Raw genomic sequence first — 14,826 nt, forward strand, 5'->3', positions numbered from 1 at the left:
CGCCAGGAGGCCCACCATGTCCAAGACCCTCAGACGCGCGCTCGCCGCCGTCATGCTGCTGCTCGCCGGGACGCTCGCCGCCGCGGGACCGGCCCAGGCCGCTTCCACCACGCCCGCCCTGATCAACATCCGGACCGGGCTCAACCCCGGGTTCGACCGGATCGTGCTCGACCTGTCCGCCGGGAACGTGCCCGGGACCCTCAGCTACCAGCTCGTCGACGAGCTCACCTCCGACCCGAGCGGCGAGATCGTGTGGCTCACCGGGGAGTACTTCATCAACGTCTCCGCCTTCGCCCTGGTCGCGCACGACGCCAACGGGAACCCCACCTACACCGGACCGCAGAAGTTCCGGACGCGGAACCTCGCCAACGTCATGGCCGTCGCCGTCACCGGAGACTTCGAGGCGGCCACCACGATCGGGATCGGGGTGCGGTCGCGGACCGCGGTGAACGTCTTCACGCTCACCTCGCCCAACCGCGTCGTCATCGACGTCGCCCACTGAAAACTGAATGACCGGCGCGGGTGGCCCCGGACGGGTCACCCGCGCTCGTACGGCGTCTTCTCCCCCGCTTCGACCGCGAACGGCAGGTGGTTGCCCGCCGGCGGCAGCGGGCACGTCGCGAAGTCGGTGAACGCACAGGGCAGGTTCACCGCGCGGTTGAAGTCCAAGGTCACCGACCCGTCCGGCGCGGGCGCGCCCACCGGCAGCGACCGGTTGGCCGCGTACGTCGTGACCCCGCTCGTCTCGTCCGTGAACAGGATGCTGAGCCCGCCCTCCTTGCCGTTGAACGCGGTCAGCGAATGCGCCACTCCATCGTGGGAGAAGTGGACGACGCCCGGTGCCGTGTAGACGTGGCTGAGGCCTTCCACGACCGCGCCCACGGTCGTCGGCCGGGGCTCGACGAACGGCTCGAACCGCCCGGACAGCACCCACGACGGCGACGGCTCGTACGCCGGGACCCCGTGGAACTCGCGCAGCACCTCGGCCTTCGGGTCGTGGACGCGGATCAGGTACCCCGAGCGGCGGGCCACCTCGATCTCGACGTCACCGGCCAGGACCCGGGTGCCCGCCCCGCTGTTGACCAGCTCGAACCGCCGGACGTCCGTGATCGCCTGTCCCTCGTGCGACAGCGAGGTGCCGGCCGGGTCGACGTACGCCGCGTCCGCGTCCTGCCACCAGCGGCCGGGGATGCCGGGGTACTCGCGCGGCGCGTCGGTCAGCCAGTCCAGCGACACCAGCGCGAGCCAGCCGTGCGGCTCGGCCAGATCGGCCTCGCGCCGGGCCTTCCAGTCCTGCCACTCCTGCGTGAACGTGCTCATCGCCGGCCCCTTTCCGTCGCCTACGACGGTGCCAACCCGCCACTCGCGCCGGTATTCCGCGTCCCAGTATCCGGGCTTGCCGCCAGCCAGGCGATTTCGCGCTCGCCGCCGGCGGGGACGACGACCCGCCGGAACGCCGCGGCGTCCAGGTCGCCGGCCACGGCGGCGTGGAACCGGTCGGAGACGATCAGCAGCTGGTCCACCTCCGGCGACGCCACCAACGCCGCCTTCAGCGCTTCGGATTCGCACAGCCACACCGACAACGCGACCGCGGCACCGCCGAAGTACGGCGGCCGCAGCACGACGTCACCGTGGTCGGCCGCCAGCCTCAGCCGCAGCCTGCCGAACTCGTTGAGGTGGCGGTTGCGGCGGCGCAGCGCGTCGTCCAGCAGCGCGACGAGCCCCGTCGCGACCCACCGGCGCGGCACCGTCGGCGGGATGACCAAGGTCGTGTTGTCGCCCTCGGGCCTGCGGTACCACGTCGGGGTGCGGTACGGCACCGGGACGTGCTCGAACACCTCGTCCAGCACCGCGTCCAGGGTGACCCCGAGGTGCACCGCGCGGGCGGTGCGGCCGCGGCTCGGCGCGACGATCCCGATCCGGACGACGGTCGCGGCCACCGGGACGGTGCGCACGGCGCCTCACTCCTCCCGGGAGCCGAACGACCACTGGAGGCCGTAGCCGAGTCCCTGGTGCAGGTCGTGGAACTCGAGCCCCACCTCGCCGACCCGGTTGACGGTCAGCGCGTCGCCCGAGTCGACGCCGTCGTCGATCACCCGTCCGGGGACGCCGTTGAGCCGCCACACCCGCGACGGCGGGTCGGCGCGGTCGAACCGGACCCGTACCGAGAACTCCTCGCAGCGGCGCAGCGGCGTCATCACGTAGTAGGGCCGCAGTGCCGTGCGCCGCGGCGTGAACCGGATGCCGTACTCGTGGCGCTGGCCGAGCCGCAACGGGTTCGGCAGCCGCATGACGAACTGCGCGTGGCTCGCCGAGACCTGGCGCGCTTCGACGATTTCACCACCGAAGAGCACGTCCGCGGTGATGTCCGGCACCGGGTCGCTGCCCGGCTCGGCCGGCACGCTGAAGGACAGGACGAGCTCGTCGAGCTCGTCGACCTCCGCGACGATCCGGCGTTCCTCCTGCAGCTCCGGCGGCTCGCGGTCGAGCCGGAGCATGGCCTTCATCGACTCGACGTACCAGCCGGCCAGCGGGTGCTTGTCCCGGCTGGGCACCGGCGCCCCGAGCAGCTCGTCGAGCCGCCGGAACGCCAGGTCGATCCGGCGGCGCGCGGTGCGCGGGTCGCGGTCCAGGACGCTGGCCAGCCACGAGATCCGCCGGTCGAGGAACTCCCCCGCGGCCTCTTCGTGCAGGCCGAGCGCGGCCAGCGCGGCCAGCCGCAGGTCGGCGGGCAGCCGTCCGCACAGCTCGGTGAGCCGCAGCACGAGCTTCTGCCGGGCGGCGGTGGGCTGGTCGGTGTCTTCGATTCCGCACGCTTCCCGCAGGCAGGGACCGATCCGCTGGTGCAGGTCGGCCGCGTCGAGACCGCGGCCGCGGCGCAGTTCGTTCAGTTCGCGCACGAACGGGAACGACATCTCCCGCGTCATCCCACCCCTTCCCGATCGTGTCGGCGGAAAGAGCTGCTCACATTACCAGTGGCAGTTCCGCCGGAGGGTGACAGATGCGGGACACCCGCATTCGCGGAATGCCCGGCCGGCCGACCCCCCACGAGCCGGTCGGCCGGGTCTCACCACAGGTCAGTTGACCCCGAAGATCAGGGCCCAGATCGAGTGGCTCTCCATCCCACACACCTCCTCATCGCTGCACCCGGGAGCGGTGCGGGGCCGTGAACGCCGGCACGACAGGCTCCGCCCGCGTTTCCGGTGACCGCGAGGAATCCCGCCTGCGGCAACCGGTCACGAACGCGGCGAAGACCGAATTCACCGGGGTGGAAATGAGGCAATGACGTCCACGGCAAGCACTTCCCGTCCTCGCTGGAAAATGAAATCCGGCCGGAGGCATCTGGCGTGAATTCCGGCCGTGCTCCAGAATCGCCGCGTGGCGGCGTCCGTCAGATGCCCGTTGTCACGGCTCTTGTGTGCCGTTTGGCTCAGAACGGGCGAAGGCCCGCAGGACGCGCAGCCGGCGGATCAGGATCCGGCGACGGCCGGTCTCGACGATCCCCCGCTGCCGCAGCATGGCCAGCGCCCGCGCGACGGTACGCCGGGCGGCGCCGATCTGCGCGGCGATGTCGGCCTGCGACAGCGCGGCCTCGATGACCACGCCCTCCGGCGTGGTCCGGCCGTGTTCCTCCGCCAGCCGCAGCAGGTGCACCGCGACCCGGCGGCTGACGTCGAACGCGGCCGAGTCGACCCGAGCGGACTCGGCGGCGCGGAGCCGGACGGCGACGGTCTTGAGCGTCGCGATGGCGATTTCGGGCCGGGCCCGCAGGACGGCGAGGAACTGGGCGCCGGTCAGCTGGAAGACGACGCAGGGTTCGATCGCGCGGCACGACGCCGTCCGCGCCCAGCCGTTGATCGCCGCGAGGTCGCCCAGCACCTCGCCGGGGCCGCGCAGCCCGAAGAGCACCTCGCGGCCGTCTTCGACGACCGTGGAGACGCGCACCCAGCCGGAGACGAGCACGTGGACGTGATCGGACGGGTCGCCCTCCATGAGCACGAAGTCGTTCGCCCGGAACCGGCGGCGTACGCCTTGGGCGAGCAGGTACTCGCGATCGTCTTCGGAGAGGTAGGCCAGGAGCGCCCCCTCCGCCGCCTCGTCGTGCCCGTTCATGGCTCCCCCTCCGGATCACCACGGTAACCCGGTGTGGCGGCCAGGAGCGAGGATCGCGACCGGTAGGGTCGCCGCGTGGACGTGGAGATCTACACCGACGGCGCGTGCAGCGGGAACCCCGGACCGGGCGGCTGGGGCGCGGTGCTGCGCTACGGACGGCACGAGCGCGAGCTGTACGGCGGCGAAGCCACCCCGACGACGAACAACCGGATGGAGCTGACCGCGCCGATCCGGGCCCTGGAGAGCCTGACCCGGCCGTCACAGGTCCGCGTCTACACGGACAGCACGTACGTCCGCAACGGGATCACGCAGTGGCTGCCCCGCTGGAAGAACAACGGCTGGCAGACGGCGGCGCGCGAGCCGGTCAAGAACGCGGACCTGTGGCAGCGCCTCGACGCGGCGGTCGGCGAGCACCAGGTCGAATGGCTGTGGGTGAAGGGTCACGCGGGACTGCCGGACAACGAGCGCGCCGACCGGCTCGCGGTGCGCGGGGCGCAGGAGGCGCGGGAAACCGGGAAGCCGGTCAACGCCGGTTAGTCCGGAATGGACGGACAGCGCGCCTTTTCTGCCCCCGCCGGGGCTTCGTGGCACAATTCCCCGATGCCTCCCGCCCCGTGCCCGTGCGGCCTCGCCGAGTCCTACGCCGCCTGCTGCGGCCGGTTCCACGACGGCGGGCTCACCGCTCCCACCGCCGAGCTGCTGATGCGTTCGCGGTTCAGCGCCTTCGCCGTCGGGGACACCGGATACCTGCTGCGCACCTGGCACCCGGACACCCGGCCGCGGCGGCTGGCGCTCGACGCCGGCCAGGAGTGGACGCGGCTGGAGATCCTCGGCCGCACCGGGGGCGGCCTGCTGCACAGCGAGGGCACCGTCGAGTTCCGGGCGCACTACCGCCACCGCGGCCGGGACGGCTTCCTCGAGGAGAACAGCCGCTTCCGCCGTGAGGACGGCCACTGGGTCTACCTGGACGCGGAAGCCTGATGGGCACCGCGATCGTCGGCGTGGCGGGCGCGCTCCTCGGCGTCCTGGCCGGCGGTTTCCTCCAGCTGCTGCAGGCGGCGCGCAACCGCCGATGGCAGCGGGAGGACGCGCTCGGCAAGCTGAAGCAGGCCGTCTACGCCGAGTACCTGCGTGCGATCAGCGCGAGCTACGGGCAGGCGATGGCCGGCGACCGGAGCCGCAGCGAGGACGCGCGTCTCCACGCCGCCACGGCCGAGATCGACGTCCTGGCCGGCCGGGAGGTGGCCGGCCCGGCGCGGGAGCTGGCGGGCACCGTGATCGAGGTGCACACGAAGATCGCCGCGGCCGGCGGGGTCGAGCAGGCCGTCGTCGACACGGTCGACCGGCGGCGGCTCGCAGTGATCGAACTCTTCAAGGCCGACCTCGGGATCGAAAAGGAGTAGAAACCCGCCCCGCGCCCCGCCTTCGTCGTGATAAACAGTGCGGCGATGGGAAAACTGACGCGCCGCGCCCGGGCGAAGGCGGACTACCTCGGCTTCCTCGGCGCCCGGGAGTGGCCGCTCGCCGCGTCGGGGCTGGGGGTCGTGCTCGGCGTCGTCACCATCCTGCCGAGCGCGGTCGGCGTCGTGCTCTCCGTCGTCGCGCTCGCGCTGGGCGTGGCCACCTTCACCCGTGACGTCCGGCTGCTGCGCCGGCGGTGGGCCGGGTTCGAGTTCACCACCATCGCCGCGCCCTTCCCGACCGCGGAGCTTCCGCCGCCCGCGGCCTACCCGGAATCGGCCTACCTCGCCGTGCCCGCCCGCGGGACGGCGCTGGTCAGCGCCGCGATCGACCGCGACCTGTGGGAAGAGCGGCACACCATCGACGTCGCCGAGGAGCCGTACCGGCTGCCGCCGGCGCTGAAGGCGACCGCGCCGCACGTGCTGCCGCTGCGGGCCCGTGGCCGCCTGCTGTTCAACGGCCCGATCGTCGGCATGCGCGGCGACCCGCTGCCCGCCGCCGGGGCCCGGCCCGCGCCGATCCGGCTGCACCGGGCCCGGTTCTTCGACGCCGTCTGCTCGAACGAACTGGGCACGCTGCGCATCACGCGCACCGACACGGGCGAAGAGTACGACCTGCGCAAGGCCGAGCTCACCGACACCGCCGGTGCCCTCCGGGAGCTGAGCGGCAGCACGCTGGCCGACCTCGTCGGCGTCTCCACGGTCGCGTTCACCACCGACGGCAAGCTGGTCACCGTCCGGCAGTCGTCGCTCAACGCCGTGAGCGGGCTGCTGCTGGCGCCTTCGGGCAGCGGCTCGCTCGAACCCCGCGACCTGCGCACCCCCGACGACAGCCCGCGCCGGTTCCTCCACACCGCGGTCTGCGCGGGGATGGAACGCGAGCTGTGCGAGGAGAGCGGCCTCACTCCCCGGGACGTCCGTTCGACGCGGCTGGTCGGGTTCGCGCGCTGGATGGAGCGCGGCGCCAAGCCGGAGTTCTTCGGGCTGACCGAGCTGGGGGTCGACAGCGCCGAGGTCGCCCGGCGCCGTCCGGTCAGCGGCGAGCGCCTCTACAGCTCGGGGCTGACGCTCTTCGACGTCGATCTCTCTGGCATCGGGGCGGCACTGGCCGGCGGTGTCCCGCTGAGCGAAGCACTTCCTCAACGCCTGTGGGAGGACGGTTCCCTCCCGCTGCTCCTGGCGTTGCGCGCCGCGGCGGCGTGGCAAGCGGCCCGGGTCTGACCGAAACGCCCCTGTTCTCCGGGTGACCGGGCCGCTACGATCGTCCGCAATTGTTAGGAAAGTTCCCTAACGATTATCCGCTGTCCCCACGCCGCCGTGGTGCCTAGGAGGCGCGCTAGTGAGCTATCGGCAGAGAAGAACCCGGACACTCCTGGCGGCGGCGGTGCTCGCCGTCGCCGTGAGCGGGGCGACCGTTCCGGCGGCCACCGGGCAGGAACCGGCGAGAGCGGTGGTCACCGCCGCGAGCCCGGCCACCGCGGTGCCCGGCTTCCTGATCCAGACGTCGGCGCAGGTCAGCGACGACTCCGCGGTTTCCAAGCCCGGCTACGACACGTCCGGCTGGTACCCGGTCGGCCCGCGGTCGACCGTCTACGCCGGCCTGCTGGCCAACGGCAAGTACGCCGACCCGTTCTACTCGACGAACATGAAGAACGTGCCGACCGCGGACTTCAAGGTCCCGTGGTGGTACCGCACCGACCTGACCGTCACCGACACCACCCAGCGCACGTACCTCGACTTCAGTGGCGTGCTGTCGAAGGCCGACGTCTGGGTCAACGGGACGCGGATCGCCGACAAGACCCAGGTCACCGGCGCCTACACCCGCCACGACCTGGACATCACCGCGCAGGTGAAGGCGGGCACGAACAGCGTCGCGTTCAAGATCTACCCGAACGACCCGAACAAGGACCTGTCGATGGGCTGGATCGACTGGGCGCAGACCCCGCCGGACCAGAACATGGGCATCGTGCGGGACGTCCTCGTCCGGCGCAGCGGCCCGGTGGCGCTGCGCGGCGGCCACGTCGTCACGAAGCTGACCGGGCTGAGCCACGCCGACCTGACGGTGAAGGCCGACGTCCGCAACGACAGCGCGGCCGCGGTGTCGGCGACGGTGTCGGGCACGGTCGCCGGACGCGCGATCAGCCAGCCGGTTTCGCTGGCGGCCAAGGAGAAGAAGACCGTCACCTTCCCGGCGGTCGGGATCGACAACCCGCAGATCTGGTGGCCGGCCGGGATGGGCGGGCAACCGCTCTACGACCTCGACCTGACCGCGAGCGCCGGCGGCACGGCGTCGGACTCCTCGCACTCGAGCTTCGGCGTCCGCCAGGTGACGGCGAACAAGAACTCGGGCGGCGGCCGCGCGTACACGATCAACGGGCGTCCGCTGCTGATCAAGGGCGGCGGCTACTCGCCGGACCTGTTCCTGCGCTGGAACGAGCAGTACGCGGCGGACAAGCTCGCCTACGTCAAGGACCTCGGGCTCAACACCGTGCGCCTGGAAGGGCACATCGAACCGGACGAGTTCTTCGACCTCGCCGACCGGATGGGCGTGCTGACGCTGCCCGGCTGGGAGTGCTGCGACAAGTGGGAGGGCCAGGTCAACGGCAGCGAACCGGGTGACTCGTGGACGTCCGCGGACTACCCGGTGGCGAAGGCGTCGATGACCGCGGAAGCCGAGCGGCTGCGCGACCACCCGAGCGTCATCTCGTTCCTCATCGGCAGCGACTTCGCGCCCGACGCGACGATCGAGAAGAACTACCTCGACGCGCTGAGCGCCGCGGACTGGCCGACGCCGGTGGTGCCGGCCGCGTCGGCGAAGTCCTCGCCGCAGCTGGGGTCGTCCGGGATGAAGATGAACGGCCCGTACGACTACGTCCCGCCGAACTACTGGTACGACAAGGCGCACAGCGACCTCGGCGGTGCGTGGGGCTTCAACTCCGAGACCAGCGCCGGGCCGGACATCCCGACGATGGACACGCTCAAGCGGATGATGTCGTCCGGCGAGCTGGACACGCTGTGGAAGAACCCGTCGGCCGCGCAGTACCACCGGTCCTCGTCGTCGACGTTCGCCAACCTGAAGCTGTTCGGTGACGCGCTGACCGGCCGCTACGGCAAGCCGGCGAGTCTCGACGACTTCGTCCGGAAGGCGCAGCTGGCGCAGTACGAGAACATCCGCGCCGAGTTCGAGTCGCACTCGCGCAACTTCAGCGACGGCTCGAACCCGGCCACCGGGATCATCTACTGGATGCTCAACAGCGGCTGGACGTCGCTGCACTGGCAGCTGTTCGACGCCTACCTCGACCAGAACGGCTCCTACTTCGGGGCCAAGAAGGCGAACGAGCCGCTGCACATCCAGTACTCGTACGACACCAAGTCGGTCGTGGTGGTCAACCACAACCACGACGCGGCCTCGGGGTTGACCGCCCGCGTGCAGCTGTTCAACTTGGACGGCACCTCGAAGTTCGACCAGACGAAGAGCGTTTCGGTGGGCGGTGACGGCGCGAAGACGACCGCGCTGACCATCGGCTCGGTGAGCGGGCTGTCGACGACGTACCTGGCGAAGCTGGTCCTGACCGATTCGTCGGGCAAGGAGGTCAGCCGGAACGTGTACTGGCTGTCCACCAAGGCCGACACGCTGGATTGGGGCAACAGCGACTGGTACTACACGCCGACGACGTCGTACGCCGACCTGTCCGGGCTGAACGGCCTGGCGCAGGTGGCGGTGGACACGACCGCGTCGACGACGACGAACGGTGACGGCACCACGACGACCAAGGTGACGCTGAAGAACGGCTCGTCCGGCAAGGTGCCGGCGTTCTTCGTCGACGCGCACGTGGTCGGCGCGGCGGGTGCGCCGGTGCTGCCGGTGCGGTGGACGGACAACCAGGTCAGCCTCTGGCCGGGCGAGTCCACCACGCTGACGGCGACCTACCGGACCGCGGACCTCAAGGGCGCCAAGCCGTCCGTGCGGGTCGCGGGCTGGAACACCGGGACGAAGACGATCCCGGCGGACGGCTCGGTCGACCCGGGTACCCCGGCCGACTACCAGGCCGAGGACGCGACGATCACCAGCGGCGTCGTGGAGTCGAACCACACCGGCTACACCGGCGGCGGGTTCGTCAACTACGACAACGCGGTCGGCAGCGCGGTGGAGTTCTCCGTGACCGCGGCCGCGGCGGGACCCGCGAACGTCGTCCTGCGGTTCGCCAACGGCACCACGGCGAACCGGCCGATGGACATCACGGTGAACGGTACGAAGGTGGCGTCCGGGGTGGCGTTCGGCGGCACCGGGAACTGGGACACGTGGCAGACGGTCACGATTCCGGCAACGCTGACCGCCGGGACGAACAAGATCAAGGCGACCGCGACGACCGCCAACGGCGGCCCGAACGTCGACAAGATCACCGTCTAGGTCCGGGCCGGGGCGGTTTCGCGCCGCCCCGGCTCAGTCCCAGAGGAGGCGCTGCTCGCGGTCCGGGTCGGAGACCGTCGTGGAGACGTCGTCGAAGAGGCGCGTCACCCGGTCAGCGGGGGTGTAGCGCGGCCAGCCCGGGTCGCCGGTGGCGGCAAAACGGACCCAGGCGTCAAACATCTCCGTCGCCACCGCCTGCATCCGTTCCGCCGGGAACGGCCGCCCGGCGAAGAGGAACCGCCAGTTGCGGTTGCGGATGTCGTCGAACATCAGCGGCAGGTCGAGCCCGTGTACCGCACCCAGACCGCGGCCGCGTGGCGCGATCCGCCAGTCCAGGCGGTACATCCAGGCGTCCGGCTGTGCCTCGGCGAAGCGGATCGCCGGGATCCACCAGTCCCCCGCTGTCAGCGCGCGGTTGCGGACCTGGTCGGCCGGCCAATCGAGCAGCTCGGTGTAGGCCGCGACGGCCTTCTCGATCTCTTCGGCGTCCAGCATCGTCGAGCCGGCGCCCAGGAGCTTCGCGCCACCGGATTGCAGCCAGCTGAACAGGTCCTCTTCGTCGGCCGTGGTCCCGATCAGCAGCGGGACTTCGCGCACGCCGTCCAGCGGGCGTTCGGGAAGCAGCTCGTCGCCGACGACCACCCGGTAGGTCACCTTGGTGCCCGACACCGCCGAAACCCGTTGCTGTGCCTCGAGAATCCGGGTCACCGGCAGGGTCGCGAGGTCGTCCGGCGAGGCGTCCAGTTCCTCGAGGACCGCTTCGGCCACGGCCGCGCCTTCGGCCGGGGTATGGACGACCGAGCCGACGCCGGTGCCGCTCTGCACGATCGCCCGGTGCACGAGCCCGCGCGTGGCCGGCACGGCCAGCAGCGTCCCGACCGTGCGGCCGCCGTTGGACTGCCCGGCCAGCGTGACGCGGCCCGGGTCGCCCCCGAACGCGCCGATGTTGTCCCGCACCCACTCCAGCGCGGCGACCTGGTCACGCAGCGACAGGTTCGAATCGGCGACGCCGGGCAGGTGCACCATCCCGAGCACGCCGAGCCGGTAGGCGACGGTCACGACGACCACGCCCCGCCGCGCGTACGCGGACGCGTCGAACTGGTGCGGTGCACCGATCACGCCGCCTCCGCCGTGGATCCACACCAGCACCGGGTACGAGCCGGGCGCGGCGGGCGCGTAGACGTTCAGGTACAGGCAGTCCTCGTCGCCGGTGAAGCCGCGGCCGGTCAGCTCGGGCTGCGGCGCGCGGGGCGCCCACCGGGTGGCCTTTCGGACACCCGGCCACGGCGGCACCGGGCGCGGCGCGCGGAACCGCAGCTCCCCCACCGGCGGCTCGGCGTACGGCACGCCGAGGAACGTCCTGACCCCGTCCCGTCCGGACCCGCGCAGGGCGCCGGCCGCGATCTCCACTGTCGTCACGTGTCCAGCCTAGGGACTTGCCCTGGAGCACGCTCCAGCGTCTCGGGCCGCTCGGCGAGCTGGCCAGGTGACACCTGCCGCGGGCGGCGGGTAATGATTACCCCGTGCACATCGCGGCAGAGATAGTGGCGCTGGTCGTGACCGTCCTGGTCGTCAGCGCGGTGGCGCGGCGGCTGGACTGGTCCGCCCCGCTGTGCCTGATCGTCGTCGGCGTCGCCGGCTCGTACGTCCCCGGCGTGCCCGAAGTCCACCTCGACCCCGAGGTCGTGCTGGTCGGCCTGCTGCCGCCGCTGCTGTATTCGGCGGCCATCCAGACGTCGCTGGTCGACTTCCGGAAGAACCGCGGCGCGATCGGGCTGATGTCGGTCGGGCTGGTGGTGTTCACCGCGCTCGGCGTCGGCTTGGTCGCCTGGGCGGTGATCCCCGGGCTGCCGCTGGCCGGCGGCATCGCGCTGGGCGCGGTGGTGGCGCCGCCGGACGCCGTCGCGGCGAGCGTCGTCGCCCGCCGGGTCGGCATGCCCCGCAAGCTGATCCGGCTGCTGGAAGGCGAGAGCCTGTTCAACGACGCCGCCGCGCTGGTCGCCCTCCGCACGGCCATCGCCGCGCTGGCCGGGTCGGTCAGCCTGTGGCAGGTCGGCGCGGACTTCTTCCGCGCGGCCATCGGCGGGGCCGTGGTCGGGCTCGTCGTCGGGTTCGCGGCCGCCTTCGTCCGCGCCCGGATGGACGAGCCGGTGCTCGACACCGCGCTGTCGTTCGCCGTGCCGTTCATCGCCTACATCCCGGCCGAGGCGATCCACGGCTCCGGCGTGCTCGCGGTGGTGATCGCCGGGCTCATCCTCGGGCACAAGGCCCCGCAGATCCTCTCCGGCTCGACCCGGCTGGCGTCCCGGCTGAACTGGCAGACCATCCAGTTCCTGCTGGAGAACATGGTCTTCCTGCTGATCGGCCTGCAGCTGCGGCGGATCCTCGCCGAGGTCGGCCGGAGCGGGCTGTCACTGGTGACGCTCACCTGGATCTGCGTCGCCGTGCTCGGTGCGACCATCCTCACCCGCGTGCTGTACCTGATCGGCATCGGCACGGTGAAACGCGTCAAACGGCGTCTCCTGCCGGGGAAGGTCAAGGCGAAGATCTGGCCGTGGCGCTACTCGGCCGTCATCGCGTGGGCGGGCATGCGCGGGGTGGTCACGCTCGCGGCCGCGTTCGTGCTGCCCGCGGACACCCCGCAGCGGGCCGTGCTGGTGCTCGCGGCGTTCGTCGTCGTGGCCGGCACGCTGGCCGTGCAGGGCATGACGCTGCCGCCGCTGATCCGGCGGCTGCGGCTGCCCCGGCCCGACCCCGCGGAGGACGCGCTGCAGGAGGCGGCCGTCCTGCACGACATGACCCGGGCGGCGCTGGCCAAGCTGGAGGAGATCCGGCAGCCCGACGACCCGCCGGAGATCATCCAGCGGCTGCGCGACCGCCTGCAGCACCGGGCCGACTCGGCGTGGGAGCAGCTCGGCCGGCAGAGCGCGCTGGCCGAAACGCCGAGCGACGCCTACCGCCGCCTGCGGCTGGAGCTCCTGGAGGTGGAGCGCAACCAGTTCCTCAAGGCCCGGGCCAGCGGCAGCGCCGACGACGACGTCCTGCGGAAGGTCCTGGAACGGCTGGACATCGAGGAGTCCATGCTCGACCGCGACGAGGCCGAGCCCGACATCGAGGGCCGCGAACTGCGCACCCCGGCCGCGACGGCCGGTTCGTGCAAGCACCTGGCCCACGAGTGGGTGGACAAGGACCCCAGCTCGGCCGACAGCTGCGCCGCCTGCCTCGCCGAGGGCACGACGTGGGTGCACCTGCGGATGTGCCTGAAGTGCGGCAACGTCGCGTGCTGCGACTCCTCGCCGCGCCGCCACGCCACGCGGCACTTCCACGAATCCCGCCATCCGGTCATGCGCAGCTTCGAACCGGGCGAGACGTGGCGATGGTGTTTCGTGGACAAGCAACTCGGCTAGGGTCGAGGCCATGAGCACGCCCGAGCAGGAGATCGAATACCGCCAGCACCGGTTCAGCCCGCCCCCGGGCGCGACGGAGATCTTCCTGGTCCGGCACGGCGAATCGGCTCCGGCCCGCGGCGACGCCCCGTTCGACCTGGTCGACGGCCAGGCCGACCCGGACCTCGCGCCGGAAGGCCGTGACCACGCCCAGCGCGTCGGCGTCCGGCTCGCCGGGGAGCGGATCGACGCGATCTACGTGACGACGCTGCGCCGCACGGTGCAGACCGCCGCGCCGCTGGCGGAAAAGCTGGGGCTGACCCCGGTCGTCGAGCCGGACCTGCGCGAGATCCACCTGGGCGACTGGGAGAACGGGCTGTTCCGGAAGTACACCACCGAAGGCCACCCGATCGTCGAACGGCTGTGGACCGAGCAGCGCTGGGACGTCATCCCCGGCGCGGAGTCCGACGAGCGGTTCGGTGCCCGGCTGCGCGGCGCCCTCACCCGCATCGCGGCCGCGCACCCCGATCAGCGCGTCGCGGTGTTCACCCACGGCGGCGTGATCGGCGAGGTGTTCGCCCAGGCCAGCCGCTCGGTCGAGCGGTTCGCGTTCCTCGGCGCCGACAACGGCTCGATTTCGCACCTGGTGCTGCACGGCGACCACTGGATCGTGCGGCGCTTCAACGACACGGCCCACCTGGCTACTCCGCTCGGCTGAGCTTCCCGGCCGCGACGAACTGCACGGCCACCAGGATCGAGACGGCTTCCGCGGCCAGCAGCCCGATCAGCACGAGCACCTGCGTCATCCCGGCCTGGACCGGGCCGGCGCCACCGAGCAGGACGCCGACGTAGGCGCCCGGCAGCGTCACCAGGCCGACCGTGCGGGTCTGGTCCAGCGCCGGGATCAGCGCGTGCCCGGCCGACGGGCGGCAGATCTCCAGCGCGGCCGGCCGCGGCAGGAACCCCAGCGCCAGCGCGGCTTCGTACTCACCGTGGCGGGACTTGAGCTCGTCGAGGGCGCGCCGCGCGGCCTGCGACGTCGCGGTCATCGCCCCGCCGATCACGATGCCCGCGATCGGCACGACGGCGATCGGCCGCGGCGGGACCACGCGCGCGCCGAGGACCAGCGCCAGCACCGGCACCACGCCGGCGGCGATGGCCAGCGCCGTCCACGGCACGTTCGCCCAGGTGCCGACTCGGCGCGCCGACGTCACCGCGGCGATGCCGAACATCAGCAGCACGAACAGGCCGGTCAGCGGCGCCGAGCGCAGGACGGCGGTGATCACCAGCGACACGACGGCCAGCTGGGCGACCGCGCGGACGGCGGCGATCAGCACGGCTCGTCCCGGCCCGAGCCCACCCGCCTGGACGACGGCGGCACCGGTGAGGGCCAGCAGGACCAGCACCGCCACCAAGGCGGGCCCGAAGGTGATCGCGGCGTCGTTCACGCCGCCGA

Annotated in this window: 14 protein-coding genes; 8 read left to right on the forward strand and 6 right to left on the reverse strand. The window is 72.0% G+C overall.

Annotated features, from left to right (window positions below; translation table 11 throughout):
- Positions 1–16: 16 nt before the first annotated feature.
- Complete coding sequence (locus CF165_RS35575) at positions 17–502, forward strand: AMIN-like domain-containing (lipo)protein (RefSeq protein ID WP_093951974.1); 486 nt, start codon at positions 17–19, stop codon at positions 500–502.
- 35 nt (positions 503–537) lie between these two features.
- On the opposite strand, the gene CF165_RS35580 is transcribed toward CF165_RS35575, so the two are convergent.
- The 4 genes from CF165_RS35580 to CF165_RS35595 all read right to left on the reverse strand — a co-directional run bounded on the left by CF165_RS35580 (position 538) and on the right by CF165_RS35595 (position 4,113).
- Positions 538–1,320: a DUF1684 domain-containing protein gene (locus tag CF165_RS35580; RefSeq protein WP_093951975.1), complete on the reverse strand. Its 783-nt coding sequence runs from the start codon at positions 1,318–1,320 to the stop codon at positions 538–540.
- A gap of 20 nt (positions 1,321–1,340) precedes the next feature.
- The gene (locus tag CF165_RS35585; RefSeq protein ID WP_093951976.1) at positions 1,341–1,955 is read right to left on the reverse strand and encodes a hypothetical protein; all 615 of its coding nucleotides are present in this window, start codon (positions 1,953–1,955) and stop codon (positions 1,341–1,343) included.
- 6 nt (positions 1,956–1,961) lie between these two features.
- Positions 1,962–2,927 carry a hypothetical protein gene (locus CF165_RS35590; RefSeq protein ID WP_205661055.1) on the reverse strand — a complete coding sequence of 322 codons (966 nt, stop codon included), beginning with the start codon at positions 2,925–2,927 and terminating at the stop codon, positions 1,962–1,964.
- Between the two features lie 478 nt (positions 2,928–3,405).
- Positions 3,406–4,113, reverse strand: coding sequence for a Crp/Fnr family transcriptional regulator (locus CF165_RS35595; RefSeq protein ID WP_093951977.1), 708 nt, complete (start codon positions 4,111–4,113; stop codon positions 3,406–3,408).
- Positions 4,114–4,188: 75 nt separating this feature from the next.
- Here CF165_RS35595 and rnhA point away from each other — a divergent pair, with 75 nt between their 5' ends.
- The 5 genes from rnhA to CF165_RS35620 all read left to right on the forward strand — a co-directional run bounded on the left by rnhA (position 4,189) and on the right by CF165_RS35620 (position 9,984).
- Positions 4,189–4,650 (forward strand): ribonuclease HI, encoded by a 462-nt coding sequence (rnhA, locus tag CF165_RS35600; RefSeq protein WP_093951978.1) that lies wholly within the window; start codon positions 4,189–4,191, stop codon positions 4,648–4,650.
- A 63-nt stretch (positions 4,651–4,713) separates the two neighbouring features.
- Positions 4,714–5,094 (forward strand): YchJ family protein, encoded by a 381-nt coding sequence (locus CF165_RS35605; protein ID WP_093951979.1) that lies wholly within the window; start codon positions 4,714–4,716, stop codon positions 5,092–5,094.
- Positions 5,094–5,516: a hypothetical protein gene (locus tag CF165_RS35610; RefSeq protein ID WP_093951980.1), complete on the forward strand. Its 423-nt coding sequence runs from the start codon at positions 5,094–5,096 to the stop codon at positions 5,514–5,516. The genes CF165_RS35605 and CF165_RS35610 overlap by 1 nt, the downstream gene beginning before the upstream one ends.
- 45 nt (positions 5,517–5,561) lie before the next feature.
- The gene (locus CF165_RS35615) at positions 5,562–6,794 is read left to right on the forward strand and encodes a hypothetical protein (protein ID WP_093951981.1); all 1,233 of its coding nucleotides are present in this window, start codon (positions 5,562–5,564) and stop codon (positions 6,792–6,794) included.
- Between the two features lie 118 nt (positions 6,795–6,912).
- The gene (locus tag CF165_RS35620) at positions 6,913–9,984 is read left to right on the forward strand and encodes a glycosyl hydrolase 2 galactose-binding domain-containing protein (protein WP_205661056.1); all 3,072 of its coding nucleotides are present in this window, start codon (positions 6,913–6,915) and stop codon (positions 9,982–9,984) included.
- A gap of 33 nt (positions 9,985–10,017) precedes the next feature.
- On the opposite strand, the gene CF165_RS35625 is transcribed toward CF165_RS35620, so the two are convergent.
- Positions 10,018–11,403 carry a carboxylesterase/lipase family protein gene (locus CF165_RS35625; RefSeq protein ID WP_093951983.1) on the reverse strand — a complete coding sequence of 462 codons (1,386 nt, stop codon included), beginning with the start codon at positions 11,401–11,403 and terminating at the stop codon, positions 10,018–10,020.
- A 125-nt stretch (positions 11,404–11,528) separates the two neighbouring features.
- Here CF165_RS35625 and CF165_RS35630 point away from each other — a divergent pair, with 125 nt between their 5' ends.
- Positions 11,529–13,391: a Na+/H+ antiporter gene (locus CF165_RS35630; RefSeq protein WP_093951984.1), complete on the forward strand. Its 1,863-nt coding sequence runs from the start codon at positions 11,529–11,531 to the stop codon at positions 13,389–13,391.
- 10 nt (positions 13,392–13,401) lie between these two features.
- The gene (locus tag CF165_RS35635; protein ID WP_093951985.1) at positions 13,402–14,088 is read left to right on the forward strand and encodes a histidine phosphatase family protein; all 687 of its coding nucleotides are present in this window, start codon (positions 13,402–13,404) and stop codon (positions 14,086–14,088) included.
- Here the strand turns inward: CF165_RS35635 and CF165_RS35640 are convergent.
- A complete protein-coding gene (locus CF165_RS35640) occupies positions 14,072–14,818 on the reverse strand; it encodes an ABC transporter permease (RefSeq protein WP_093951986.1) in 747 nt (248 codons plus the stop codon). The two genes, CF165_RS35635 and CF165_RS35640, sit on opposite strands and share 17 nt — an antisense overlap.
- Between the last annotated feature and the right edge of the window lie 8 nt (positions 14,819–14,826).

The sequence above is a fragment of the Amycolatopsis vastitatis genome (genome assembly GCF_002234595.1).
Lineage (GTDB): Bacteria > Actinomycetota > Actinomycetes > Mycobacteriales > Pseudonocardiaceae > Amycolatopsis > Amycolatopsis vastitatis.

Coding starts and splice junctions, on each gene's coding strand:
- CF165_RS35615 (WP_093951981.1), top strand. CDS start 5,562: ATGGGAAAACTGACGCGCCGCGCCCGGGCGAAGGCGGACTACCTCGGC.
- CF165_RS35605 (WP_093951979.1), top strand. CDS start 4,714: ATGCCTCCCGCCCCGTGCCCGTGCGGCCTCGCCGAGTCCTACGCCGCC.
- CF165_RS35580 (WP_093951975.1), bottom strand. CDS start 1,320: ATGAGCACGTTCACGCAGGAGTGGCAGGACTGGAAGGCCCGGCGCGAG.
- CF165_RS35590 (WP_205661055.1), bottom strand. CDS start 2,927: ATGACGCGGGAGATGTCGTTCCCGTTCGTGCGCGAACTGAACGAACTG.
- CF165_RS35635 (WP_093951985.1), top strand. CDS start 13,402: ATGAGCACGCCCGAGCAGGAGATCGAATACCGCCAGCACCGGTTCAGC.
- CF165_RS35575 (WP_093951974.1), top strand. CDS start 17: ATGTCCAAGACCCTCAGACGCGCGCTCGCCGCCGTCATGCTGCTGCTC.
- CF165_RS35595 (WP_093951977.1), bottom strand. CDS start 4,113: ATGAACGGGCACGACGAGGCGGCGGAGGGGGCGCTCCTGGCCTACCTC.
- CF165_RS35610 (WP_093951980.1), top strand. CDS start 5,094: ATGGGCACCGCGATCGTCGGCGTGGCGGGCGCGCTCCTCGGCGTCCTG.